This window comes from Enterococcus devriesei (genome assembly GCF_001885905.1).
In the GTDB taxonomy this organism is placed as follows: domain Bacteria; phylum Bacillota; class Bacilli; order Lactobacillales; family Enterococcaceae; genus Enterococcus_A; species Enterococcus_A devriesei.
Map to the genome: position 1 here is coordinate 104,217 of NZ_JXKM01000006.1, position 25,990 is coordinate 130,206.

Here is a 25,990-nt window from a genome sequence, read left to right on the forward strand (position 1 = left end):
AGACCTTTTTTGGAGCACATAAAGTTTTTTTGTTTCGTTAATTGATTATTGATTATTACTTGCACCACGGTTGGCGTTAGCGTTGGCCATGTTTGCTTGCGCGTTGGCGTTGTTGGCTAATGTCCAAACAACATTGGCTTGGTAAACACCTGCTTGAATATTTTCATTTTTATTGATGGTCAAGGTTGTTCCTTTTTGATCCACCATAACTTTTGTCGTATCTAAGCCCGTGCCTTTAGCAGCCATTAAGACAGATTTAGCTTCACCGTTCATGCTGCTTAGACTAGTAGAAGTGCCGGCGACGCCGTTATCGCCCATCAATTTTAGATTCAAAGTTGCATCTAATGTGTCGCCAGCTTTATCGGTCAGTGGGGTAATGGCTGCAAATAGTGACCAGCCCATGCTTTTATCGCTCATTGTTTTGTCATTGATTTCGACTAGCCCATCTTGATTGCCGTCAAAGGCCATTTTTTCAGCGCTGGTACCTTTTTCGACTTTATAACTGTCAGCCATTAAGGTCACATTGCCTTTTTTAATATCTTCCTTCTTAGTACCACTGAAGGCGATGTTTGGTACACCATCTAAACGTAACGTTGCTTTTTCAGGTTGCTCGCCAGCTTTGGCAGGTTCTAATTCAAAGGTCGTTCCTTTTGAAGTTTTCGAAACTTTTACTTGAATCGTTGAGGTAGCCCCAGCGGCACTGGTTCCAACCCGAGGTCCGATGTAGGTTGAACCACCTGAAAAATAACCTTTATTTGCTTCAGGCATTGAGATATTGTATTTCTTTGCCATCGTGCTGCTAAGCGCTGCGCCCATTGGATTGCGGGTTTCTTTGGCGCCTGCAGTAAAGTTTGCGGCAGCGTGAGCGGTGGTTGAGTTCGTATTAATGAATCCTCCTAATGCGATGCTGCTCAAGGCAGTTACGACTGCCACGGTTCCAAATTTTCTTGCGTTCATAGTAAAGACTCCTTTTTTTGATTGGTTGCTCTTAACGGGTATAAATGTACGTCAGAGAACATAAAAAAACAAAGCAGCTGTTTCTTAAGTAAAACCTAACTAGTGAAAAATCAAATAAAAAAAATCGTTAAACGAGTGATTATAGTTATTTTTGGTCAAAAACAAACAAAATAATCTTGGATAATTGAATCGGAAATGAGTCGTTTTTTATTTGCTAGATCTTTTCAATTAAGCATTTTTAGAAAGTTAGTTAAGGATCAGTTAAGACTTATTTTAAGCTAAATTATGAGTTAATTGAGTGCTTTTTTTGAACGTCTGGATTAGTATAGGGCGTGAGGTGTAAGCAATGCAAAAAATATTAGTTGTAGACGATGAAAAAGCGATCCTAGAAATCGTTTCCCGTTATTTAGCACGAGAGGGCTACAAAGTTTTCGCTGCTAATAATGGTAAAGAGGCGCTAGCGTTCTTTGAAAAGGAAACATTAGATTTGATTATTACCGATATCATGATGCCTGAAATGGACGGTTATGACTTCATTGAAAAGGTACTGGAAAAGGCTGATGATACGCCTTTTATTTTTGTCAGTGCTAAAGATCAAGAGAAAGACAAAATATTTTCTTTGACTTTGGGGGCAGATGATTTTATCACAAAACCTTTTAGTCCAAGAGAATTGACCTTAAGAGTGAAGAATATTTTGCGTCGGGTCGGCAGTCAAGAAGAGCGTAAAGAAAATACGATTGAAGCAGGTCCGTTTAAAATAGATGAAGATAAATTTCAAGCGACACTATACGATCATTCCTTAGATTTATCTATTAAGGAGTTTCAATTGCTGTTATTATTCTTACGCGATATAGGTAAAGTATTTCCAAAGTCTGAGTTATATGAAAAAATTTGGCAATCGGAATATTTTGATGACGCCAATACTTTAAATGTTCATATTCATAGTTTAAGAGAAAAATTAGCGACGACCGCCGATGGATTGCCTTACCCGCATATCCAAACGGTCTGGGGCTTAGGCTATAAAATGGAGGAGTAAGCATGAAGTTAAGAGATATGATGATTCTGTCCTTTCTGTCTTCCAGCTTAGTGGTCATCGTGATCGTTTGGTTTAGTATCCGTAAGATGTATCTGACCGACCAAGATGGTTACTTGATCATCGCGATTACCATTTTGGCGAATATTTTAGGTGCGGCGTTGGGGCTTTTCTTATTGCGAAATACCTTCCATTCGTTAAATAAATTAAGTAAGCAAACCAAAGTCATCAAAGAAAATCAATTCACCAAGATTCATTTGCAGCACGCCCCTAAGGAATTACAGACACTGGCGGAGGATTTCAATGAAATGGTCACCGCGCTAGCCGACAGTTTTAACGCTTTAGAAAAAAGTGAACAGGATAAGAGTAATCTAGTGGCACAGTTAGGCCATGACATCAAAACACCGATTACCGCTATCAAAAATCAAATCGAAGCGATCCAAGATGGCATCATCGCCAAATCAGAAATTGATCAAACCTTAAATCAGATGGCGTATCAAATCGAACGTTTGACCGCCTTGACCAAGCAATTGATGGAAGTCTCGATCATGGAAAAAAATTCCCTAAAAGGCCCTCAAAATAAGGAGCAGAAAATTTGGTTGGACCAGTTTTTGTTGACCCTTTTAGCTAGCTTTGAATACATATTAAAAAAGAAAAAGCAGCAACTTAAGCTAGAAATTGATGCAAAGGTAACGACGTTGATCACGGATGAGGGAAAATTAAACCGAATCTTGACCAATTTAATTGAAAATGCCAGTAAATATTCTGGGGAGCAGACAACGATTTATTTGAAAATCACCGCTGTAGCTGACCGAGTCATTTTTTCTGTCACGGATGAGGGCAGCGGAATTCGTCCAGAAGATCAAGCCAAAATCTTCGACCGTCTTTATCGGGTAGAAAAATCCCGTAATCCCGAAACAGGAGGCTCTGGTTTAGGACTATATATCAGCAAAAATTTGGCGGAACAATTAAATGGCCGTTTAGAAGTAGAGAGTGACTTTGGAAAGGGCAGTATTTTCCGTTTAACTTTATCAACGGAACCAGAAAAAGCAATGCCCGTGTAAAACGAGCGCTGCTTTTTTCTATAGAATACTTAAATTTGTCGCTGGATCAATGATGTCTTCCAGTTGAAATTGCTGATCTTCGTAAGCCAAAGTGAAAATCGCACAATTAGGAAATGCGCGGACTAAATCCTGTTTCTCCTTCTGCCAAATCGTCTGCAAAAAACTAATACAAGCACCGTTATGAGAGACCGCTAAAACCGTCTGATGATCATCTTGCTCCATGATTTGGTGGAGGGCTTTGGTCATTCTTGTTTGAACTTGGACCATCGATTCGCCACCAAATTGTAAATAAAAAGAATCAAAATATTCCTGTCCTTGCGGTTGTAAAAATTGCTGCTCACCTTCAAAAGAACCAAACCCCATCTCCTTCAATGCTTTGAGACGCTGATAATTTTGACTGCCAGAAACGATCTCCAAAGTATCGCTGGCCCGTTCTTGGGTAGATGAGTAAAGATGATCGAAAGCTATGTTGTTTTCTTTGAAATAGTCCTTTGCCCGTCTTGCTTGTTGGATTCCTTTTTCGGTTAAGGGGGAATCACAAGCCCCTTGAACTTTTTTTAATTGATTAAACAACGTTTCCCCATGACGCATTAAAAATAATTTTTTCTTCATTTTTTATCCTCCGTTGTTTCATTAACTCAATACTAGCAAATAAAGAATGAAAACGCATCAAAATTTGGAAAAGGATCAGTAAATGCTGATTTAAGACATAAGTCCACAAAATAAAAAAACAGATTGCATAAAAAGAAAGCGGTTGCAACGGAATATCGACTATGCTACATTGGATATAGGATCGTTACTGAAGAAGGCGACACCGAATGATGTAAGTAATTACATTTATTTGGTGTCGCTTTTATTTTTTTGAGTTCTATCCCTTCGGTACACCTATTGCAATTCACCTGCTGCTGTATTATCCAATGAAGTAAAAAGCTCACCGTTACTGTCCCGTTTTACATTTTTTCAGAAAGAACCATCAAGTACTTGAAAACCACATTAAAACTTAGGAAAAGGAAAGGACGATCATGAAAAATAAAAAGTGGATTAGTTTAATGATATTGGCAGCCATCGGCTTGTCGGGCTGCAGTACCGCCAGCTCAGAATCAGCAAAAAAGGAGACAGAAACAAAACAGCCCAAGTATGTCTTTTATTTTATCGGCGACGGGATGGGTGCCTCCCATAGAGGATTAGCAGAAAACTATATGCAGTGGAAAAATCAAGATGCAAATTACAAGTTGTCCATGAATCAAATGCCGGTAACGGCTAACGTTACGACAAATTCTTTATCCAGTACGATTACGGATTCGGCTGCGGCTGGAACGGCCTTAAGTACCGGTATCAAGACGGCTACTGGTGTGATCGGAATGGATGGGAAGGGAAAGGACAACTATACGACCATTCTTGAGTCCATGCAAAAAGACGGCTACGGTGTTGGAATGGCTACGACTGTTTCTATTACGCATGCAACGCCTGCCGCATTCGGAGCTCACGTACCTGATCGAAATGACGAGGTAACGATTGCTGATCAATACTTAAAAGCCGATTATGACTATTTAGCAGGCGGCGGTGCCCAGTATTTTCAAACGAAGGATGCAGGTGGGAAACGTGAGGATGGCAAAGACCTGGCTAAAGCGTTTGGAGAACAAGGCTACGACGTAGATAGCAGTTTAAAAGATTTTGAAGAGACAGATTTCACTAAGACCGATAAATACTTAGGAATCTATGAGCCAAAGTATTTAACGGACGTAATCACTCAGAAAAACGTTGAAAAAACATCACCGACCTTGGCTGAAATGGTCAAAGGTGGAATCGATGTCCTTTCCCAAAATAACAAAGGCTTTTTCATGATGGTGGAAGGCGGTTATATTGATGGTGCGGCCCATAATAATGATACGCCGGCAGTACTGAATGAGGTTCTTTCTTTTGAAGAATCTGTTGCGGAAGCCAAAAAATTCTATGACAAACATCCTGATGAAACGTTGATTCTGGTAACAGCAGATCATGAAACGGGCGGATTAAGTCTCGGTTATAATTCTTATAAAATGGATTTCGAAGCAGTCGATCGGGTGAAATCTTCATTCGGAAATACAATGGAATCCTACATTGAGAAGAAGGATTACGATGGATTGTATCATGCAATGGAAAAGGAATGGCAGGTCAAGTTATCTGATGATGACAAAGCGTTAGTCCAAAATCGCTTAAACACCTTTCCAATCGCTGATTTAATGGCAGATATGGGGATTCCTGAATCAGAAAAAGAAAAAGCTGAGGGTATGAAGCATATGATGGGAATTGGTGGCTACGCGGCTTCACCGATCCTTTCAAAGGAAACAAAAATCGCCTGGACGACGCAAGCCCATACTGCGGAAACTGTTCCGCTTACTGCGATTGGAGTCGGTAGCAAGGACTTTGGTGAGTGTGAAGACAATACAGACATTCCTCAGACGCTTGCGGAAATTATGGATGTGAAAATCGGGAAGTGATCTGAAAAATAATTTTATAAAGCGATAATCAAGACATAGCGCCTAAAAAAGTGTACAGAGCTGCAGCAGGATCAGGGAATTGCTGGACAAGTATTGTTGTCCTTAAAAAAATAGAGGTCGTTTAACTAATTTAGGAGAGCGGCCTATCAAATCATAGCTGAAATTTATCAAAAGCGAAAATGATCTAACTAAAGATTCGGTAGAATGGAAACATTCAAACCGAATCTTTTTAATAAAATGAAAAAAATTACAAAAATCATGATTACCCGGGGAATATGGGCTGAAATCTGATTAATAATAAGAACGATTGATTCGCGATCCGGTCTTCATGTACCACGCATTAAATAACTAAATGAAGTGCCAAATACTTCGTTTTTTCGGTTTGGAAAGCGGTTGCCTTTCCTGCTGGGGGAGTGCTATAATTCTTATAGAAATAAATACAATGGATAGTGATTGCATGTAGCAAGCTAAACCTGTTAACAAATGGAGCGTTCTGAACGCTTATTTGTTGGCAGGTTTTTGACGTTTAGAATGCAAAAACGCCAAATTTTAAGATAAGTGAGGAAGAACAAATGACATTTCCGAAAAATTTTTTATGGGGCGGGGCCACTGCGGCCAACCAATGTGAAGGGGCTTGGGACGTAGACGGAAAGGGCGAGAGTATTCCTGATCATATGCGGGCTGGAGGGTTACATAAACGCCGCGTAATGACGCCAATGATCGAGCCGGACGGCTATTATCCTAATCATGATGGGATCGACTTTTATCATCGCTACAAAGAAGATATTGCACTGTTTGCAGAGATGGGCTTCAAAGTATTCCGTTTGAGTATCGCTTGGTCGCGGATTTTTCCCAAAGGCGATGAAACGGAACCAAATGAAGCAGGCTTGGCCTTTTATGATAAAGTCTTTGATGAATGTAAAAAATATAATATTGAACCCTTAGTTACGATCAGTCATTTTGAACTACCGTATGCTTTGGCAGAAAACTATGGCGGTTTTGCGAATCGCAAGACAATTGATTTCTTTGTTAATTTTGCGACGACCTTATTCAAACGCTATAAAGATAAAGTCAAATACTGGCTGACCTTCAATGAAATCAACTTTGGAACCTTGCCGATGGGTGGGCGTAATTTATTAGGAATTTTAGGTGAAGATGACGAACAACGTCGTTATCAAGCCTTGCATCATATGTTTATCGCTAGTGCCAAAGCGGTAAAAATTGGTCATGAAATCAATCCCGATTTCCAAATCGGCTGTATGTTGGCTTATATCACAATGTATCCCTTGACCTGTAAACCAGAGGATGTTTTGGCTAGTCAAGAGCTAGTGAAAAAGCTGAACTGGTTTTGTGGTGATGTTCAAGTCAAAGGGAAATACCCTTACTACATGAAGAATTATTTTGCGAAGCACGGTATTCAAGTTGACTTTGAAGCTGGCGATGAAGAGATCTTGCAAGAAGGAACGGTGGATTATTATACTTTTTCTTATTACATGACCAGCTGTGTGGCCGCAACGATTGGTGAAAGCGACGATCGTGTTGGTGGCAATCTGTTTGGCGGTGTGAAAAATGAATACCTAGAAACGAGCGAGTGGGGTTGGCAAATTGATCCAGTTGGACTGCGTTTCACGTTGAATGAGCTGTATGACCGTTATGAAATTCCACTGATGATTGTGGAAAATGGTCTGGGGGCAGTCGATAAAGTCGAGGCAGACGGTTCGATCCATGATGACTATCGAATTGATTACTTCCGCCGTCACATCGAGGAAATGGATAAAGCAGTCGAAGATGGGGTGGATCTGATTGGTTATACACCGTGGGGCTGCATTGATCTCGTTTCTGGCGGAACCGGGGAAATGTCGAAACGCTACGGCTTCATTTACGTTGATAAAGACGACGAGGGCAATGGAACTTTCAATCGCAGCAAAAAAGATAGCTTTGAATGGTATAAAAAAGTGATTGCAACCAACGGCGCAGATTTAGCTTCGAAATAAAAAAAAGATGGACACCTTAAAGCCGAGGGTCCATCTTTTTTTATTCAACTTAAACGGATTTCACTTGCTTGTCTCGGATTAAAACAAGACTAGAAATGGCGCCAATCAATAACAAGATGGCGATTAAGAAATTGGCGTTTTTCATACCATGATTGTAGGCCGTGAAGACCGTTTCTTTCACTTGATCAAAAATCGGCAACTGACTGTATGCCTTAGCTTGCGTATTTTCAAAAAGCTGGCGTCCGGCAAAGGGGCTGGCCTTGTGGAGTAAGGCCGTTAGTTGTTCTTTGAGGGCTGTTGGGACCATCGTTAATTTAACTAAACTTTGGTTAAGATTGCTGTTGTAACCGTTTGTAACACTAATCCCTAGCATCACCACGCCAAAGGAGATTCCCACTTGACGAAAGACATTTAAAATTCCTGAAGCCATTCCGACTTGCTCTTCATTCACCGCACTCATAGCTGCGTTTGAAATCGGTGGATTGACTAAGGCGTTGCTGATCCCTAAAAGAATAAAGCCGGGCATTAGATAATCCCATTTGAAAGGGACCTTAATCATCTGATTAATGACTAAGACACCCGCCATCCCAATTAATAAAGCGATGGAAATCAACCAGCGATTTCCGATCTTCCCAGAGATCAAACCAGTGATCGGACCTAAAACTAGCGTAAAGACACTAATGACTAATAATTTTAGTCCGGTTTCAAAAGCACTATAGCCCATATAGCTTTGCAACAGGATCGAAAGATAAGTAAAGCCACCATAGAGTCCCGCCCCTAGCGTGAAAGCTGCGATATTCGCGCCAACAAAAGAAGACGAACGGAACATTTTCAAATCAATCATTGGTTCTTTGACTTTTTCCTCAACCAAAATGAAGAATAGCAATGAAAGGACAGCGACTGCGAACAAGGCCATGATCCGCCAATCTGTCCAAGCATAATCACTGTGGGTTTCCTTTTGAATCAAGGCGAACACAGTGCTGAAAATCATGGACGTGCTAAAAAGCAAACCAAGCAGATCGATTTTTCCAGCGGACTTTTTGTTGGTGTCCTGGATCGTGATCGTACCTAGAATCAATGCTAGCAATCCTACCGGTAAATTAATCAAAAAAATCGAGCGCCAACCAAGTGCGTCAACTAAAATACCACCGATCAGTGGACCGCCGGAAACCGCTAGACCCACCGCGCTACTCCAAATTCCCAGAGCTAATCCCCGTTGTTTTTCAGGAAAAGCTGAAGTAACGATCGATAACGAAAGCGACATCATCGCCGCACCGCCAATTCCTTGGAAGCCGCGGAAAATATTTAAAGTCAGGTTGCTATTAGCGAGTCCGCTGGCTAATGATCCTACCATAAAGATTGCTAAGCCAAGCAAAAATACTTTTTTCCGACCAAGCAGATCGCCTAATTTAGATAAAGGCAGTAGGGCAATCGCATAGATTAGCGTATAGGCATTCAATACCGATTGTAAATTGCTGAAGCTGCCGGAAAAACTTTTTTGAATCTCAGGCAGCGCGACATTGACGATTGTAATATCCAACATCGCCATAAAGACTGCCAAACTAACTGTTCCTAAAATCCACCATTTGTTACGTGTTTCCTTCATTTTCAAAAATCCTTCTTTCAATCATCAATAATTATTCGTGCGCATAAATGCATATATGATCCAAAAGCAAACACTCCTTAGATTTGATTCAGGAGTGCTTTCATATTGTCTGAAGCAGACTCAAATTTATTGGCAATTTGTTCTTTATCGACTCTGTAATAGACTTCGCGTCCTTCTTTTCTGCGATGTACAGCGCCAAAGCGATTCATATAGTCTAAGTGACGTGAGATTCCTGAACGGTTTTGCGGGAAATTCTCTGCGATTTCACCGATGGATAATTCGCCGGTACTTGCTAAAAAAATCAGCAGTTCACTACGAACAGGATCACAAATCGCGCGAAAGAAATCAATATCAACACTGTCTTGAATCAGCTGACGACATTTTTCAGGATCATATTTTGCTTTCATGGGGCACCTCCACACTTTTTATTATATGCACCTGTGCGCACATGTCAATCAAAATCTATCGTTCATTTTAATACAAGCGTTTTCATTGCCTTTTTTACGTTAGCAGTTCATACTAAACGAAAATTTGATTGGAGTGAAGAACATGGCGACAATGGTATTTGTTAATTACCCCGTGAAAGATGTACAGGCCTCCACAGAATTTTATGAAAAGTTGGGATTTAAGAAGAACGAAGATTTCTCCAATGAGCAATCTAGCTCAATGGTCTGGGATGATAATTTTTGGATTATGTTGTTAGAATACGATTTTTATAATTTATTTTTGAAAGGGAAGAAGATCGCAGACACTCGAACACAAAGTGGAACGCTGACAGCTTTTTCAGTGGAAAGTCCAGCGGTGGTAAAAAAAATTGCGGAAGCCGCGAAGGCCAACGGTGGAAGTTACCATTCTGTTGAAATGGATATGCAAGAAGATCAAATGTTTAGTTTGGAAGTCGTTGATCTTGACGGTAATCAGTTTGAGCCAGTTTGGATGAATTTGGGATAAAAAAGAGGAAAAACGACCGATTTCATAAAATGAAATCGGTCGTTTTTCTAAACTATGAAGAAAGTACAAAATTTTCATATGAATAAATCGCTTCACAGCAGGCATATTCATGTCCGTCTTCACGCACTAGCTTTATCGGCAATAAGCAAAACGATTTCGAAATTTGAGAAGCAATGTATAAATCGTTTGGTCTTATTGCTCAGCTGACTCCCAATAAGAGGATCATTTTTCCAAAGACACGAAAAATGATTCTGATTGTTGTTACGCATATCATTTTTCTACTCTCAATAAAGTGAGCAGAAAAACTGGCAAAAAGCTGAGCGAGTTCGCGAAAGCCTTTCTTAGAAAGTGATATTTACGCGGTAAAAGAATAATACAAACGAAATCATATTGACGCAAGTCGGTGTGATTTTTATACGAGCTGAATATTTAGGTTTCCTGATTAGAAAGGGTAAAATAAAAGAAAAAGAATCTTCTAGGAGGAGCGAACAAATGTCTAACTATAAATTACCAAAGGTTTGGCAATGGCAGAATGAAAATGATAGCATCAGCGGTAACCGTCCCACTGCAGGAAGCCGGTTTGAACAAACTTTACCGGTTGGAACGGCGCCTTTTCAGCTGTATTCACTAGGAACACCGAATGGTATCAAGATTCCGATCATGTTTGAAGAGCTGAAAGAATTAGGCGTAGCTGAGGTGGACTATGATCTGTACAAAATCGATATTAGTCAAGGCGATCAATTCGGCTCTGATTTTAGCGCTATCAATCCGAATGGGAAGATCCCAGCACTAGTGGATCAAAGCCTGCAAGTGAATGTTTTTGAATCGGGAGCGATCTTACTTTATTTGGCGGAAAAATTTGGACAATTACTGCCCACTGAGCTGCATGCACGGACAGAAACGTTGAATTGGTTGTTTTGGCAAGTGGGCGCGGCACCATTTGTCGGCGGCGGCTTCGGGCACTTTTTCGAATACGCCCCTGAACCGATGGAATATCCGATCAATCGCTATACAATGGAAACGAAGCGACAATTGGATTTGTTGGACCAAACCTTAGCGAATCGCGCCTACATCGCTGGTGATAACTACTCGATCGCGGATATCGCGATCTGGTCTTGGTATGGTGAAATCATGCTGGGCAGAAGCTATTCGGGTTCCGCTGAATTCCTAAGTGTCGAGGAGTACCCTCATTTAATGGCATGGTCGCAGAAAATCGCGGAACGGCCAGCGGTAAAAAGAGGTTTGGCGGTCACGTATCAACCGATTGATTAAATAGAAAAAAAAACAATGCTCGAATTTCGAGCATTGTTTTTTATTCGTCTGCCAATAGTCCGTCCTGCATGGCGATCTGGTTTTCTCGCAGCGTGCGGATATTTTTTTCGTAATCGCGGGTATACATAATGGAAAAAAGACTGTTTAAAATATATTCAAAGGCGGTTTGAGAAGAGAAGGTCGCGATCTTGGCGAAATCATATTCCTCTTGGATTGTTAAAAGTGTCTTGGTGGCTAAAGGAACAAGGGTAGAATTGGGATTTCCAGTTAGCAGGATTAGTGGCACGGATTTTTCTGTTAGATAGCGCATGATTTTTTCATAGCCGGGATTGCTGCCACCGTAGGAAATAAAAAGGGTGCAGTCTTGATCTGTCAGGTTTACCGCGTTCCACTGGGTATCGACGTACTCTTCCGCCAGGATCGCGAATTTATTGATTTTGATTAATTTATTTTGAAAGCTGCGGGCCCTCAGCTGAGTGTCACCTTGGGCAAAGAGAAAAATTCGTTCAGCCTGCAGCAGCTGGTCAGCGACTTGATCCAAAAGGTTCGCGTCAATTTGGCGACTGGCTTTTTGGAGCGTATTGATGGTCAGATCCGCCATTTTTTGCGCAATCTCACTGGCGGTGTCTGAGGGCTCAAAGGGGAAATTTACATTGACCGCTGCGCTGTCACGGCGCTGGGTATAAACGATTTCGGCGATCGTTTCTTTGAATTCACGGAAACCGCTACAGCCTATTTTTTTACATAGACGAATGATCGTGGAATGGGAGGAAAAGGTTTTTTCCGCCAGTTCTTGAATAAAAATCGTGGGAATAGCTGCGAGATGTGCCAAAATATAATCGGCGATCCGTTTTTCTGCGAGGCTGAAATTTTCTTGTTGAGTGAGCTTTTCGATGAGCATGGTTTCCTCCTGAACATGATGTTTACAAAAAGAGGGCTAACGGCCTTTTTTTGTAAACATTATTTTTTTATTTGTTGAAACAAACCTTCGCACCGGGCTTTCTCGCTATAATGAAGCTATCAAATAGAAGAAAGCAGGCGAATTCATGTTAACTATCGCATATCTAGGCAACGGCAAAAGCACCAATCGCTACCACATCCCATTTGCTACTAAACTAGCAGATAAAATCAAGATCAAAACGATTTATTCGCCATCTGGCCGGCAAAATTGGGCCCCTTTACCCGCAATTAAGTATACGACAGAGCTAGCTGATATTTTGGACGATCCAGCGGTCGATTTAGTGGTGATCACCACACCTTTGAAGTTTCATTATGAGTATACCAAAAAAGTGTTGGAAGCAGGAAAACATGTCCTAGTGGAAAAGCCTTTCACTGAAACGTCTGAAGAAGCTGTCGAACTCTTTGAATTGGCCAAAAGCAAAAATTTGTTTCTACAATGCTACCAGAATCGTCGCTTTGACTCGGATTTTCTAACGGTTCAAAAAATCATCGAAAGCGGCAAACTGGGAGATTTGATCGAAATCGAGATGCACTATGATTATTTTCGTCCAGAAGTACCAGAAAATGTGACCCATTTTTCGAAAGAGGACAGCTATTTGTATGGACATGGTTGTCATACGATCGACCAAGTCTTGAGTTATTTTGGTGAGCCGGATGAGATTCGTTATGATGTGCGGCAATTACTGGGTGAGGATCGGATGAATGATTATTTTGACTTGGATTTTTATTATGGCAAGCTGAAGGTGTCGGTGAAATCTAGTTATTTCCGATTGAAAGAACGACCAAGTTTTGTCGTTTACGGTAAAAAAGGTGTTTTCACGAAGCAGACGAAAGACCGTCAGGAAGAACATTTGAAGTTGTTCTACTTACCGAACCATCCGGATTTTGGGATTGATTTGCCTGAGCATTATGGGCTCTTGACCTATGTCGATGAGGCGGGCTATCATGAAGAGAAGGTAGTTTCCGAAGTGGGCGATTACAGCCGCATCTATCAAGGGGTTTATGATGCCATCGTCAATGGACAGGAAAAAATCGTCAAGGACGAAGAAACGATTTTGCAGCTGCAGATCTTAGAAACGGGAATTGCTACATTAGAAGCGAAATAATGGAGGGAAAACGATGAAACTAGGGATTATTGGAACAGGTATGATCGTCAATGAATTTTTAAAAATGACCGCGGAGCTTCCGGAAATCCAGTTATCAGCGATTTTATCCACTGAACGAAGTGTGCCTAAGGCCGAAAAATTGCAAGAAGAATACAAGATCGGCGCGACGTTTTCAAAGACGGAAGACTTTTTAACGTCTGAGATCGACACAGTTTATGTCGCCGTGCCAAACCATTTGCATTACGGATTTGCCAAACAAGCGCTGCTGGCTGGCAAACATGTGATTTGTGAGAAGCCCTTTACTTTGAAATACGGCGAACTGGCTGAATTGAAAGAAATCGCCGAGGAAAAACAATTAATTTTGATCGAAGCTGTTACCAATCAATATTTACCGAATTATCAAAAAATCAAAGAAGCGTTGCCGGAGATCGGTCAAGTTCGTTTGATCGAATGCAACTATTCTCAATATTCTTCTCGCTATGATGCGTTTCGTAAAGGCGAGGTCTTACCGGCCTTCAATCCAAAATTTGGCGGCGGCGCGTTGATGGATATCAATATTTATAATATCCATTTTGTCTTAGGGTTATTCGGTCTGCCAAAAGGCGTTGAGTATTATGGGAACATTCAAAAAGGGGTCGATACTTCCGGTATCTTGATGCTGGATTATGGTTCTTTCAAGGCGGCGTGTATCGGAGCCAAAGATTCCTTCACGGAAAGTCACGCGACGATCCAAGGAGAAGACGGCACGATTATTGTGAAAAGCCCTAGCAGCACCATTATTGAAACCGTGCTGCAGCACAAAGGCAGTGAGCAGAAGATCTCCGAAAAATCAACACATCACCGGATGTATGATGAGTTCAAAAAATTTGATACGGTGATCCGCGAAAAGAATCTTGCTTTTGCCGCGGAGCAACTGGATCATAGCTTGGCAGTCATGAAAGTCGTGGAAGAAGCTTCGACTAAAGCTGGTTTAGAATTAGGCTAAGAAAAAAGGAGTTGGGCAAAACTTTGCCTCAGCTCCTTTTTTGCGTTTCAACGATTAAAGATACGTATTGATAACTGCCGCTACTCCGGCTTCATCATTACTGCTAGTAGTTTTTGCAGCTGTTTGTCTAATCAACGTGACCGCATTTTCCATGGCGATGCTAGTACCTGCAAATTGCAGCATTTCCAAATCATTCTCCTGATCACCGAAAGCGATAATTTCGGATTTTGCGATCTTTAAATAGTCCAATAAAAATTTCAACGCTGCGCCTTTATTCACGCCATCAGCCATGACTTCCAGCCAATATTTGGCGGAGTAAGTGCTAGTGATCTTTTTGACATTAAAAGCCGAACGTAAGGCGGCTAACTTTTTGACGTCGGGACTATTAAAAGCCAGTTTGAAATAGCTGATGTCGGCATTTTTCAAATGCCCAATCAGTTCTTTTGGAGAAGTATCCGCTAATTTGAATTGCGCATAGTAAGGGCTGTTGACCTCAGCACTAGCTGGATCAAAGACGATCCGGTCGTCTTTTTCAGCCCGGCTAGCAACGACCGTTACTTTTTCTGCTTTTGCTATGGCGAATGTTGTTTCGACGATTGCTGTAGGGATCGTGAAACCATTCAATACTTCAGCAATCTCGCCTTGCTCGATTCGAGCGACATAAGCGCCATTAGAGGCTAGAGTGTAGCCATTAATAGCCAGTTTGGCAAAGGCTTCAGTGGCTGAATGGATCGAACGGCCGGTGGCTAATACGACGATTCCACCTTGAGCGTCAAATTTCCGTAATGCTTGGAGATTTTCCTCTGGAATTTCTCCTTGCGAATTTAATAGTGTTCCATCTAAATCAATTGCTGCCAGTTTCATTGAAACCCTTCCTTTATTAAGTATTCTAATTTAACCATAGAACAAATGGAGCTCTTTTTAAACTAATACGCTTAGAAAAAGTAGATGACAAGACAGCATCAATTTTTTCTGATTGAGAGAAAAAATTGGAATTTATCAAAAAAAGTTAAGTATATCAAGCTTTTTAATCATTTTTATTAAAAAATATCTAGACCTTTAAGCAATTTCTTTGGAAATTCATAATCAGGGGCGTATGTTGGTTTCAGAAACAGTAAGAAAACGAACAAAACTAAATAAGGGAGTGCAGATAGTATGTTTTCTAACCAAAAAGAGTTACCAATCGTGACAGCATCTGATGAGAATTATGCTCCTTTCTTAAGCGTAATGATCCGAACGTTGCTAGAGCACACCAATAAGATGACCCCAATTCATTTTTATATCATTGATGATGACTTATCAATGGAAAGTAAAAGAAAATTGGAACAAACGGTGCAACTATATTCGACTAAAGCGGTCATTGAATTTATGACCGTTAACAAAGAAACTTACAAAGACTTTTTAGTGAGCGACCACATCACGACTACCGCCTATTATCGTATTTCGTTGCCGAAGACGTTCAAAAATTCTGGTTACGAAAGAATCCTCTATATTGATGCCGATACGTTTATTTTAGATGACGTCACAAAACTTTATCAAACTGATTTGAACAATAAAACAATAGGAGCGATCATTGATCCTGGTCAAACGAAAGCCTTGGCTCGATTGGGGATTGACTCGAAAGATTATTATTTTAATTCCGGCGTGATGGTAATCGATATCAAACGTTGGAACCAACGAAAAATTACAGAAAAGACTATTGATTATTTAAAAAATAATAGTGATAAAATTATTTTTCATGATCAAGATGCATTAAATGCTGTATTGTACGAAGATTGGACGCAAATCCATCCACGTTGGAATATGCAAAGCTCATTGATTACCGATAAGCATCCCGCACCAACGCTTTATCATAAAAAATTATACGCAGAAGGTCGAGCAAATCCGGCAATCGTTCATTTTACCGGCCACGATAAACCGTGGAACACACTGACTGGACATCCTTTCCAAGATGCCTACATGAAAGTGTTACAAGAGAGTGTTTTCGAGAAAGTGGTGAATGTACGATGAGTAAACAAGATAAAATGACCATCGTTTCTAGTTGTAATGATGGATTCGCACCTCACGTTTCGGCGCTGTTTGTATCGATCTTAGAAAATGGGTCAAAACACGCGAGTCAGTATGATTTTTACGTGATCGATGATGAAATTAGTATGGCTAATAAAAAATTGATGCGAGAGACATTACAGGATTTTGATTCCTCTGTGCATTTCTTGACGATCGATAAAAAATATTTTGAAAATGTTGTCGAAAGTGACCGGATTCCGCAAACAGCTTATTTCCGGATCGCGATTCCGCAGCTATTCCGCGGCAAAGGTGTCGAGCGTTTGTTGTATTTAGATTGTGACATGATTGCCTTGACGGATGTTTCTAAATTATGGCAATTGGATTTAAAGGGAAATATTTTAGCTGCGGTAGAGGATGCCGGTTTCCACCATCGTTTGGAAAAAATGAAAATCAAAACCGAGTCCTATCGTTACTTCAATTCCGGCTTGATGTTGATTGATGTCAACAAATGGCTGGAACAAGACGTGACGAACCGTGTCTTGAAATTCATTCAAGAAAACCCTGAAAAATTGCGTTTCCATGATCAAGATGCGTTAAACGCGATTTTGCATGATCAATGGTTACCGATTCATCCAAAATGGAATGCCCAAAGCTATATCATGCAAAAGGAAGTCAAAAATCCTCGGCCAGAAGGGGAGCGTGCCTATGTTGAGACTCGGAAACAACCGAAGATTATTCACTACTCTGGTCATATCAAGCCCTGGAGTAAAGAATTTACTTCCCCAACGAAGAAATATTATGAGAAGTACGCAGAATTAACCGAATTCCCTGAAAGTTTCGCTTGTAAAAAGAAAAAGACCAACTATCTTTTTCAAAGAAAATCAGGATGAGCTCGTTGAGGATGCGAGAAAAACCGTTTGAGGCCTAGTGCTTCAAACGGTTTTTTGATGTCACTTCAGTAGGCAGCTGATTTTTCAAAGCGAAGATTTCTTGAGCAAGTCTTTCCATCAACAGCTGTAAACTATCACGATTTGCTAGACCATCGATGAAGTAGATTTTTTTGATTTCAGGAGCAAGATCCGGCAAAGGACAATCACTGATGACGATGTCACACTCCGCCATCTGACTTTTTTGCAGCTGTAAATCATCAGTAAACACTTGTTGGATCTTCCCAATAATATCATCGCTGACATAGTAGTTGCTGGTACAGTTAACACCGATCCGCAAAGGTTCAATTTGGCGATAACAGTCATAAAGATGGAATAAATCTTCCATGATCCAATCGACATTTTCCTTTTCCAAATCGGCTGAGTATTGTGGGTTTTCTTGATCAAATTTTTGATAAAATTTCCGCAGCCGCTTCATAAACGAACGAAAGGTTGAATCATCTTGCTGCATCGATACACTTGGTAATACCATATTCGGCTGAGCCGGATGGAGGTAGGTGTTGAATAAACGATTTCTGCAAATATTCAAAATCGCTAAGACTTGTTTGTTTTCTGGAATCGCTAAATCAAATTGCTTCATTAAAGCATCGACCAGATCTTTGGCAGTATCGAAGAAGGGTGAGTGATTCTCTTGAAAGATGATGTAATGTCGATAATTTTCTTCATCCGTCCCAACTTTTGCGGTAGTCAAACGCAGAAGGATATTTAAAATAATCCGTTGCTCATCGCAGAGGTCTAAATCAGATTTTAAGAAGTCCAGCTCTGGCTGCAGAAAAATTCGATTACTTGGGTATTTTGCGATATCCGTTTTTACGGTCTCAAAAGACGTAAAAGGAAAATTATCCGTACACAACATCAACACTAAGGCGACTTTATCTAATTGGCCGCTGGTTAAGCGATCAGCTAGATGAAAATCAAGATAGTGGTCAACTAACTGAAAAGTATTCAATGTTTCCTTTTCTCTAAAAGGCAGTTCAGTATTCGCAAAAATTCGCCAGTAAACATCGATTAAACAATATTGAATCTGAATTTCTGTTCCGACAATCTTTCGTTCCCCAGATTTAGTAAAAGAAATCGCCAGCCCAAAGAGTGCTAAAAATTGGTCGATTTCCTTCATGCGTGAATAAAGATATGGAACACTAAAATTGGTTTCGTGGCTGAGCGCGACAATCGAATTCACTTTGCGATTAAGCAACGAAGTCACGATCCGATAATTCGTTGCTTCTTTACAATAAGCACCTAAAAGTTTGTAATAGCATTCTGCGCTGTCCAATCCAGATAGATCAAGGGCAGTAAAACCATGTCGGCTAATAACTCGGATTGTAGGAGCGACTTTTTGCTGCAGATCTTGATTTAATTCTTTTAAATAAAGTGTCAACGTATTCTCTGATATATGACAATTTTTGATCAAATAGCTGTGACTAAGGTAAGCGGGATATTTCAATAAATATTGGAATACTGCCAGCTTACTGCCAACCTTTCGACTTAATAAATAAGTTTTGATTGCTTCCTTTGTCTGCATCAAAATCCTCCTAACCAATCTATTCACTGCTTAGTATAGTGAAGGAAAGCGATTTTTAGAAAGAAATATGCTCCCAAATTATTTAAAACACATTCGTTTTTCACGAGAAAATCATAATATAGTAACTGTTATTTGATTTATCCTTGAAACGATCATAGATGAAAAGGAGAATCATTTTGAAATTATCACATTTACTTGCCGCCTCTTTACTGTTGTCCGTCACGCCCGTGTCTTACCGTATGATTGAGGCAAATGCTATCAACCAGCCCTCTGTCATTGCAAGTGAAGCAAGCTGGGGGAATGTTAATAACATTCATTTTACCGATAATTTTTCGCAGTTTAATTCAGGTATAGCCAAATTGACTGTAGGAACGCCAGTCGAAGTTTCGGCTACGATTTCGTTTTCAGGTGATTATGCCGCAATCCAGCAAGCAGTCGTAAGTTTTGAGAATGTCGATCAAGGAATTCAGATTGATTATAATCATACGATTTATTTCGATCCAGACTCTAAGCAAGCGCGTTTTAAATTTACGGTTACTTTGACGGAGCCAATTCCAGCAGGCGGGTCACGCTTGTTTACAGTAAAAGTTTCCGACAACAACCCTACCGATAAAAATCACTTGACGCCGTATAGCCAGCGTCAAACGATCATTCAAGGAGATGATGGCGGATCAACCAGCAGTACCGATTCTAGCGGAGATCATCGGACAGACACCAGTGCAGAGCCAAGTACAGACACAAGCACTGAGCCAAGTACAGACACAAGCACTGAGCCAAGTACAGACACAAGCACTGAGCCAAGTACAGACACAAGCACTGAGCCAAGTACAGACACAAGCACTGAGCCAAGTACAGACACAAGCACTGAGCCAAGTACAGACACAAGCACTGAGCCAAGTACAGACACAAGCACTGAGCCAAGTACAGACACAAGCACTGAGCCAAGTACAGACACAAGCACTGAGCCAAGTACAGACACAAGCACTGAGCCAAGTACAGACACAAGCACTGAGCCAAGTACAGACACAAGCACTGAGCCAAGTACAGACACAAGCACTGAGCCAAGTACAGACACAAGCACTGAGCCAAGTACAGACACAAGCACTGAGCCAAGTACAGACACAAGCACTGAGCCAAGTACAGACACAAGTACAGACACAAGCACAGACACAAGTACGGAGTCAAGTACAGACACAAGCACGAGAACAAGCACAGATACGAGTCAGAAATCAACTACAGAATCAAGTAGCAATACCGGAGAAAATTCAAATAGTAGCTCTCGAAAGGATGCTAAAAGCTCTTCCATGCCTGGCCAAAAACGATCTGAAAATCAGTCAAGACCGCCGCGCTCTTCAGTAAATAAGTCAAAAAAAGTTAGCTCACAAGCTAGAAAATCCGGCTATAGTTTACTGCCAAAGACCGGAGAAAGCGATACAAGCTTATTTATGATCGCCGGTGGATTGATTAGTTTATTAGGGGCAATTTTATTATTGAAACGAACTAAATAATCGGTTAGCAAAAAAGGTGTACTGAAAATTGTCAGTACACCTTTTTGTGGTTTAACTATGCAGAATGGTTTTGATTTCGTTTAATTCACTTTGACTAAACTCTAAATGCTGTAATGCCGCTAAATTATCGTGGACGTGATCGATGTTGGTCGAACCGATGACTACACTGGCAACGGTTGGATCTTTTAACAACCAGGCTAAGGCCAGCTGCGAAAGTGTTTGTTCACGTGTATCCGCGATTTTTTTCAATGAACGTAATTTCTGTTGAGTTGAGGCGATATTTTCTGGAGCAAGCAGGCTGCTGTTTGTCCGATGAGCAGGGAAATCAGCGGGAATTTCCTGGCTGCTACGATCAGTCAAAAGGCCTTCCGCCAGTGGCCCATAAGCGATCGCACCTAATTTATTTTCCTGCAGAACATCTAATAATCCTTCTTCAGCCTCTCGATTTAGCATGTTATAAGAAACTTGATGAATGACAAAGGGTGTATGACGCTCCTTGAAGAGTTTGATCATTTTTTCTGTTTGTTCTTTTGAATAGTTTGAAATACCGATATATAAGGCTTTTCCTTGTTTTACAAATAAATCAAGTGTATCAGCTGTTTCTTCAAAACTTGTCTGTTCATCGGGACGATGAGTATAAAAAATATCGAAATAATCCAAGCCGGTTCGCGTTAAACTTTGATCCATGCTAGCGACTAAATGTTTTTTTGAACTCATAGAACCATAAGGGCCTTGCCACATATCAAAGCCTGCCTTAGAAGAGACAATCATTTCATCGCGATAAGGTTTCAAATCTGATTGAAAGACTGCTCCAAAAGAAGATTCGGCACTCCCAGGCTTGGGACCATAATTATTCGCTAAATCAAAATGATTGATACCGCTATCAAAAGCATCTAAAAGAACTTTTCGGGTATTGCTTAAAGGACGTTCATCACCAAATCCACGCCACAAACCTAAAGAAACAGCAGGGAGAACCAAGCCAGTATTGGCGACTCTGCGATAACTCATTTTTTCATAGCGATGTTCATTTGCTTGATACATATAGATTCCTCCAATTATTTAATTTAAATTCAAATTTGGAAACCGGTTACCTAAGTAATTTTATACTTGTTTTTCTAAAAAAACAACTAAAGTCTTTTTATTAGAACTTGAAAGTTCTCTTTAAGCAAAATCTCGTTAAATAAAATTAATTCAAGAGACTAAAAGCTTATTCTGGCTTCGTTAATGATTCTCTTTCTCGTTTGAAGGTTCTTGTTTTCATTAAAGGAATTCCAGTGCTACGCTAAGTTTGAAGCAAGGTGGAGGCGTTGGAATGAGTAATGTAAAAAAATTTTTGTTAACTATGATAATCGGGCTAGTCGCGTTGATTCTGGAATTTGGCTTCCAGCAAAATCGTCTGGCTTATTGGCTGGTCGCAATCGTTGGTGGCGTTATGACGATCACCATGCTGATGGGAATGGTAAAAACCTTACGTTCGGGAAAATATGGAGTTGATATATTAGCCATCACGGCGATTATCGCTACCTTATTAGTCGGAGAGTATTGGGCTAGCTTGATGGTTTTGATCATGTTGACCGGCGGAGATAGTCTGGAAGATTATGCCGGTCATCAAGCCAGTCGCGAATTGCGTGCTCTTTTGGATCATTCACCGCAAATCGCTCATCGCATTGATCAAGAGACGATTAAGGATCTTGAAGTAGATGCGGTTCATGTGGGTGATCTCATTTTAGTAAAACCCGGAGAATTAGTTCCGGTGGATGGTCGGGTGATTGCTGGGGAATCTTTGGTGGATGAATCCTCACTGACAGGAGAATCAAGACCGGTCGAAAAGAAGCTTAGTGATGAGCTTATGTCGGGCTCTGTCAATGGTGATGGCGCATTGCGACTAAAAGTAATCAAAGCCGCAAAGGACAGTCAGTATCAGACATTGGTGAAATTAGTCAAAGAATCAGAAGCTAAGCCAGCCCATTTTGTACGTTTGGCTGATCGTTACGCAGTCCCCTTTACAGCGATTGCATATGTGATTGGCGGAGTCGCTTGGTTTGTTTCAAAAGATCCCGTTCGATTCGCTGAAGTATTAGTCGTAGCGTCTCCTTGTCCATTGATTTTAGCAGCTCCGGTCGCATTGGTTGCGGGAATGAGTCGTTCAAGTCGGAATGGAATCGTGGTAAAAACGGGTACGACAATTGAGAAGCTGGCGCGAGCGAAGAGCATCGCCTTTGATAAGACTGGGACATTGACTGAAGGCAAGCTTTCTGTTGAAAAAATTCAAGTAATAGCTTCTCATTATTCTGAAGATGAACTAATGAAGTATGCGGCTAGTGGAGAACAAGAATCAAGTCATATTTTGGCTCGGTCGTTAGTTAGTTATGCAAAAAAACAACAGCTTTCGTTGTATCCAGTGACGAACTTGGAAGAAATTACCGGGCAAGGGATTGAGGCACAAGTCAACGGCAAAAATGTTCGCGTCGGGAAAGCAGCTTTTGCGGGATCAGCCACTGAGTTAAGGACTAAACAAACCGCCGTGTATGTTGCTATCGACCATCACTACATTGGCTCGATCACTTTCGCTGATATTGTGCGGAAAGAGTCAGCTGCGACGATCAAGGAACTAAACACACTGGGAATTCAAAAAACAATTATGTTGACCGGCGATCACGCCTCTATCGCAAATACAATTGCCAAAGAAGTAGGTATCTCAGAGGTCCATGGAGAATGTTTGCCGGAAGAAAAAATTCAAGTCTTGAATGAATTGAAAGAAGTGGATCGTCCAGCAATCATGGTAGGTGATGGGGTCAATGATGCGCCAGCGTTGGCTGTGGCGGATGTTGGTATCGCAATGGGGGCTCACGGCTCATCGGCGGCCAGTGAAAGTGCCGACGCTGTGATTCTAAAGGACGATCTGAGCCGAGTCTCCACGGCTGTTCATTTATCACAAGATACCATGCGAATTGCCCAGCAATCTGTTTTGATAGGTATCGTAATTTGTGTCATTCTAATGTTGATTGCCAGTACAGGAGCCATCCCGGCATTACTTGGTGCCGCCCTGCAAGAAGTCATTGATACCATCTCAATTTTATCGGCGTTAAGGGCGCGAAAGGATCGTTAATTTAAGAATGATTCTAGGGAGCTGGGATATTAATATAATCCCAACTCCCTATTTACGGATAAACGGTTATCCAGAAGTAGCTTCTTCGGAAATAAGCCGAAATTTCACAAAAATTGGTGGAATAATTTTCAGAAATCCCGTTTTATTGCGGTGAGACACAGCGATTGCTTCAGCAGAGCTGATGTGGAACAGTACCTACTCGGTTCTCGAAGCTGAATACTTTTGTTCCAACCTCTTTTTCTGTCAAAGATTTTCAGACTAGATTCCGTAATATTTTATGAAGGCATTAAGCAACAAGTTGTGTAGCCAAATGTGATTTCTTTATTAAAACGCTTCCTCACATAGGCTAAATTGAAGAAGAAAGGCGAACAGATTATTCAAAAACAGCGAATAATTAGTTCCGTATTAAAAAATTTGGAAGGAATATAAAAATGAGCGATTAGGAATCTTTTTCACATGCAAAACAGGAATGTTTCGTCAAAATAGGTAATTTTTATTTTAAATCTAAATCGTTTGAAAGCGTTTTTCGTTGTGATACACTTATTCTGTACTCTTTAAAAATAATCACAAGTTTAGAAAGAAGGAGGAAGTTTTAACCAGAAGCGTTCGTTTAAAATTTTTATTTGAATGTTTTAGGAACCCTTTAAAGTAAAAAGTGAGGTGCGTAAAAGTGTTTTCTTTTAAAGAACGATCCAAAATGATGGAAAAGTTAAGCAATGATTCATTTGATTTAGTAATCATCGGTGGCGGAATCACAGGAGCCGGCGTAGCGTTACAGGCAGCTGCTTCAGGACTTTCCGTTGCGTTATTGGAAATGCAGGATTTTGCGGAAGGAACGTCGTCACGTTCAACTAAATTGGTTCATGGCGGTATCCGCTATCTGAAAACTTTCGATGTGGAAGTGGTGTCAGATACAGTCAGTGAACGAGCAATTATTCAAGGCATCGCGCCACATATTCCCAAAGCAGATCCGATGATTTTACCGATTTACGATGAGCCGGGTTCGACTTTTAATATGTTCTCAGTCAAAGTGGCGATGGATCTTTACGATCAGTTAGCTAATGTGACTGGGAAGTACGCGAACTACATGTTAAGCAAGGAAGAAATCTTAGAGCGGGAGCCGCAATTAGCAGCACAAGGGTTACTGGGCGGCGGAGTTTATTTAGATTATCGCAACAACGATGCGCGGTTAGTGATTGAGAATATCAAACGAGCAGTAGAGGATGGCGCAATTGCGGTCAGCCGCATCAAAGTAGAAGAGATTTTACATGATGATCAAGGAAAAGTTTCCGGTGTCAAAGTAAAAGATCTTTTGTCTGAAGAGAGTTTTTCTATCGATAGTCAATTAGTCATTAATACAGCGGGACCCTGGTCGGATATCGTCAAAAAATTAGACAAAAAAATCGACCACAAACCACACATGCGACCGACTAAAGGAGTGCATCTAGTAGTAGATGGTGAAAAACTAAAAGTGCCGCAGCCGACTTATTTTGATACTGGTGAACAAGATGGTCGAATGATTTTTGTAATTCCACGGGAAAGCAAAACATATTTTGGAACGACTGATACTGATTATCAAGGTGATTTTGATCATCCGACAGTGGAACAGGCAGATGTCGATTACTTATTGAAAGTGGTCAATCATCGTTATCCTGAGGTGGATTTGACTATTGACGATATTGAAGCTTCTTGGGCCGGCTTGCGACCGTTAATCAGTGATGCTTCCGGTGATTACAATGGAACGAAAAAAGAAAAAATCAGCGACGAAAACTTTGAGAAGATCATTCAGGCGGCAAACGATTATAAAAATGGTAAGCAATCACGGCCAGCCGTAGAAAAAACCATTACTCAAGCAGCTAAAGAAGAGCCGAAGGACAATCCTTCTGCCGTCTCCCGTGGCAGTGATCTAACCGTTGCCGAAGATGGTTTGCTGATCTTATCCGGTGGTAAGCTGACGGATTATCGCTTGATGTCGGCGGAAGCCATGAAAAAAATTGCTTCTATCTTAGATCGTGATGTGGAGCTGGTAGATTCAAAACATTACGCAGTCTCTGGCGGTAAGCTCGATCCAGCCAATGTCGAAAGCGAATTGGAAAAAATTGCGAAAAAGGGACAGGAAATCGGATTAAATCAGGTCGATGCAAACTTTATCGCGGAGCTATATGGCTCAAATGCAGAAAAAGTTTTTGATTTTAAAGATCAAGGCAGCTTCGACGACTTGTCATTAGCCGAATCAATGTCACTGCGCTACGCGATGGAGGCGGAGATGACTTTGACGCCGGTGGATTACTTATTGCGTCGGACGAATTATATGCTGTTTATCAGTCATCGCTTGATGGAAATTAAAGATGCGGTGGTTGAAGCGATGGCGAAGTTCCTTGACTGGGACGACCATTTAAAAGAGCAATATCAAAAAGAATTGGATCAGCAGATTCGTGAAACCCAATTGACGGATTTAAAAGAGCAGCAAAAAAAATAAATGTATAAAG

21 protein-coding genes are annotated in these 25,990 nt (G+C 40.9%); 13 read left to right on the top strand and 8 right to left on the bottom strand.

The genetic code is table 11. From position 1 onward, the window contains the following. Positions 1-45: 45 nt before the first annotated feature. Complete coding sequence (locus RV00_RS10055) at positions 46-957, bottom strand: WxL domain-containing protein (protein WP_071862473.1); 912 nt, start codon at positions 955-957, stop codon at positions 46-48. Between the two features lie 346 nt (positions 958-1,303). Between RV00_RS10055 and RV00_RS10060 the strand changes: the two genes are divergently transcribed. Both RV00_RS10060 and RV00_RS10065 read left to right on the top strand, forming a co-directional pair. Beyond that, positions 1,304-1,993 (top strand): response regulator transcription factor, encoded by a 690-nt coding sequence (locus RV00_RS10060; RefSeq protein WP_071862474.1) that lies wholly within the window; start codon positions 1,304-1,306, stop codon positions 1,991-1,993. A gap of 2 nt (positions 1,994-1,995) precedes the next feature. Continuing rightward, positions 1,996-3,054 carry a sensor histidine kinase gene (locus RV00_RS10065; protein ID WP_071862475.1) on the top strand — a complete coding sequence of 353 codons (1,059 nt, stop codon included), beginning with the start codon at positions 1,996-1,998 and terminating at the stop codon, positions 3,052-3,054. A gap of 18 nt (positions 3,055-3,072) precedes the next feature. On the opposite strand, the gene RV00_RS10070 is transcribed toward RV00_RS10065, so the two are convergent. Then, the gene (locus tag RV00_RS10070; RefSeq protein ID WP_071862476.1) at positions 3,073-3,666 is read right to left on the bottom strand and encodes a histidine phosphatase family protein; all 594 of its coding nucleotides are present in this window, start codon (positions 3,664-3,666) and stop codon (positions 3,073-3,075) included. 410 nt (positions 3,667-4,076) lie between these two features. Here RV00_RS10070 and RV00_RS10075 point away from each other — a divergent pair, with 410 nt between their 5' ends. Continuing rightward, positions 4,077-5,534: an alkaline phosphatase gene (locus RV00_RS10075; protein WP_071862477.1), complete on the top strand. Its 1,458-nt coding sequence runs from the start codon at positions 4,077-4,079 to the stop codon at positions 5,532-5,534. Between the two features lie 572 nt (positions 5,535-6,106). Then, on the top strand, positions 6,107-7,528 hold the full coding sequence (locus RV00_RS10080) for a glycoside hydrolase family 1 protein (RefSeq protein ID WP_071862478.1): 1,422 nt from the start codon (positions 6,107-6,109) through the stop codon (positions 7,526-7,528). A 49-nt stretch (positions 7,529-7,577) separates the two neighbouring features. On the opposite strand, the gene RV00_RS10085 is transcribed toward RV00_RS10080, so the two are convergent. Together RV00_RS10085 and RV00_RS10090 are read right to left on the bottom strand one after the other, a co-directional pair. Continuing rightward, positions 7,578-9,134, bottom strand: coding sequence for an MFS transporter (locus tag RV00_RS10085; protein WP_071862479.1), 1,557 nt, complete (start codon positions 9,132-9,134; stop codon positions 7,578-7,580). A gap of 77 nt (positions 9,135-9,211) precedes the next feature. Beyond that, entirely contained in the window at positions 9,212-9,541 is a 330-nt protein-coding gene (locus tag RV00_RS10090; protein ID WP_071862480.1) for an ArsR/SmtB family transcription factor, read from the bottom strand. 142 nt (positions 9,542-9,683) lie between these two features. Between RV00_RS10090 and RV00_RS10095 the strand changes: the two genes are divergently transcribed. Both RV00_RS10095 and yghU read left to right on the top strand, forming a co-directional pair. After that, complete coding sequence (locus RV00_RS10095) at positions 9,684-10,085, top strand: VOC family protein (RefSeq protein WP_071862481.1); 402 nt, start codon at positions 9,684-9,686, stop codon at positions 10,083-10,085. A gap of 492 nt (positions 10,086-10,577) precedes the next feature. Next, positions 10,578-11,357: a glutathione-dependent disulfide-bond oxidoreductase gene (gene yghU, locus RV00_RS10100; RefSeq protein WP_071862482.1), complete on the top strand. Its 780-nt coding sequence runs from the start codon at positions 10,578-10,580 to the stop codon at positions 11,355-11,357. A gap of 40 nt (positions 11,358-11,397) precedes the next feature. Here the strand turns inward: yghU and RV00_RS10105 are convergent, their stop codons facing one another. Continuing rightward, positions 11,398-12,258, bottom strand: coding sequence for a MurR/RpiR family transcriptional regulator (locus RV00_RS10105; RefSeq protein WP_071862483.1), 861 nt, complete (start codon positions 12,256-12,258; stop codon positions 11,398-11,400). Between the two features lie 145 nt (positions 12,259-12,403). Here RV00_RS10105 and RV00_RS10110 point away from each other — a divergent pair, with 145 nt between their 5' ends. Continuing rightward, positions 12,404-13,423: a Gfo/Idh/MocA family oxidoreductase gene (locus tag RV00_RS10110; RefSeq protein ID WP_071862484.1), complete on the top strand. Its 1,020-nt coding sequence runs from the start codon at positions 12,404-12,406 to the stop codon at positions 13,421-13,423. A 13-nt stretch (positions 13,424-13,436) separates the two neighbouring features. Then, a complete protein-coding gene (locus RV00_RS10115; protein WP_071862485.1) occupies positions 13,437-14,408 on the top strand; it encodes a Gfo/Idh/MocA family protein in 972 nt (323 codons plus the stop codon). Between the two features lie 54 nt (positions 14,409-14,462). On the opposite strand, the gene RV00_RS10120 is transcribed toward RV00_RS10115, so the two are convergent. Continuing rightward, positions 14,463-15,272, bottom strand: a complete 810-nt coding sequence (locus RV00_RS10120) for a Cof-type HAD-IIB family hydrolase (RefSeq protein ID WP_071862486.1) — start codon at positions 15,270-15,272, stop codon at positions 14,463-14,465. A gap of 291 nt (positions 15,273-15,563) precedes the next feature. Between RV00_RS10120 and RV00_RS10125 the strand changes: the two genes are divergently transcribed. Further along, positions 15,564-16,418, top strand: coding sequence for a glycosyltransferase family 8 protein (locus tag RV00_RS10125; RefSeq protein WP_071862487.1), 855 nt, complete (start codon positions 15,564-15,566; stop codon positions 16,416-16,418). Then, positions 16,415-17,305, top strand: a complete 891-nt coding sequence (locus tag RV00_RS10130) for a glycosyltransferase family 8 protein (RefSeq protein WP_071862488.1) — start codon at positions 16,415-16,417, stop codon at positions 17,303-17,305. Before RV00_RS10125 ends, RV00_RS10130 begins: the two co-directional genes overlap by 4 nt. A 34-nt stretch (positions 17,306-17,339) precedes the next feature. Here the strand turns inward: RV00_RS10130 and RV00_RS10135 are convergent, their stop codons facing one another. Beyond that, complete coding sequence (locus RV00_RS10135; protein WP_071862489.1) at positions 17,340-18,884, bottom strand: helix-turn-helix domain-containing protein; 1,545 nt, start codon at positions 18,882-18,884, stop codon at positions 17,340-17,342. Positions 18,885-19,060: 176 nt separating this feature from the next. Between RV00_RS10135 and RV00_RS10140 the strand changes: the two genes are divergently transcribed. Then, entirely contained in the window at positions 19,061-20,392 is a 1,332-nt protein-coding gene (locus RV00_RS10140; RefSeq protein ID WP_071862490.1) for an LPXTG cell wall anchor domain-containing protein, read from the top strand. A gap of 51 nt (positions 20,393-20,443) precedes the next feature. Here RV00_RS10140 and RV00_RS10145 read toward each other — a convergent pair whose 3' ends face one another. After that, positions 20,444-21,433, bottom strand: a complete 990-nt coding sequence (locus RV00_RS10145) for an aldo/keto reductase (RefSeq protein WP_071862491.1) — start codon at positions 21,431-21,433, stop codon at positions 20,444-20,446. Between the two features lie 271 nt (positions 21,434-21,704). Here RV00_RS10145 and RV00_RS10150 point away from each other — a divergent pair, with 271 nt between their 5' ends. After that, positions 21,705-23,501 (top strand): heavy metal translocating P-type ATPase, encoded by a 1,797-nt coding sequence (locus tag RV00_RS10150; RefSeq protein ID WP_071862492.1) that lies wholly within the window; start codon positions 21,705-21,707, stop codon positions 23,499-23,501. A 670-nt stretch (positions 23,502-24,171) separates the two neighbouring features. Continuing rightward, positions 24,172-25,980 carry a type 1 glycerol-3-phosphate oxidase gene (glpO, locus tag RV00_RS10155; protein ID WP_084133283.1) on the top strand — a complete coding sequence of 603 codons (1,809 nt, stop codon included), beginning with the start codon at positions 24,172-24,174 and terminating at the stop codon, positions 25,978-25,980. Positions 25,981-25,990: the final 10 nt, after the last annotated feature.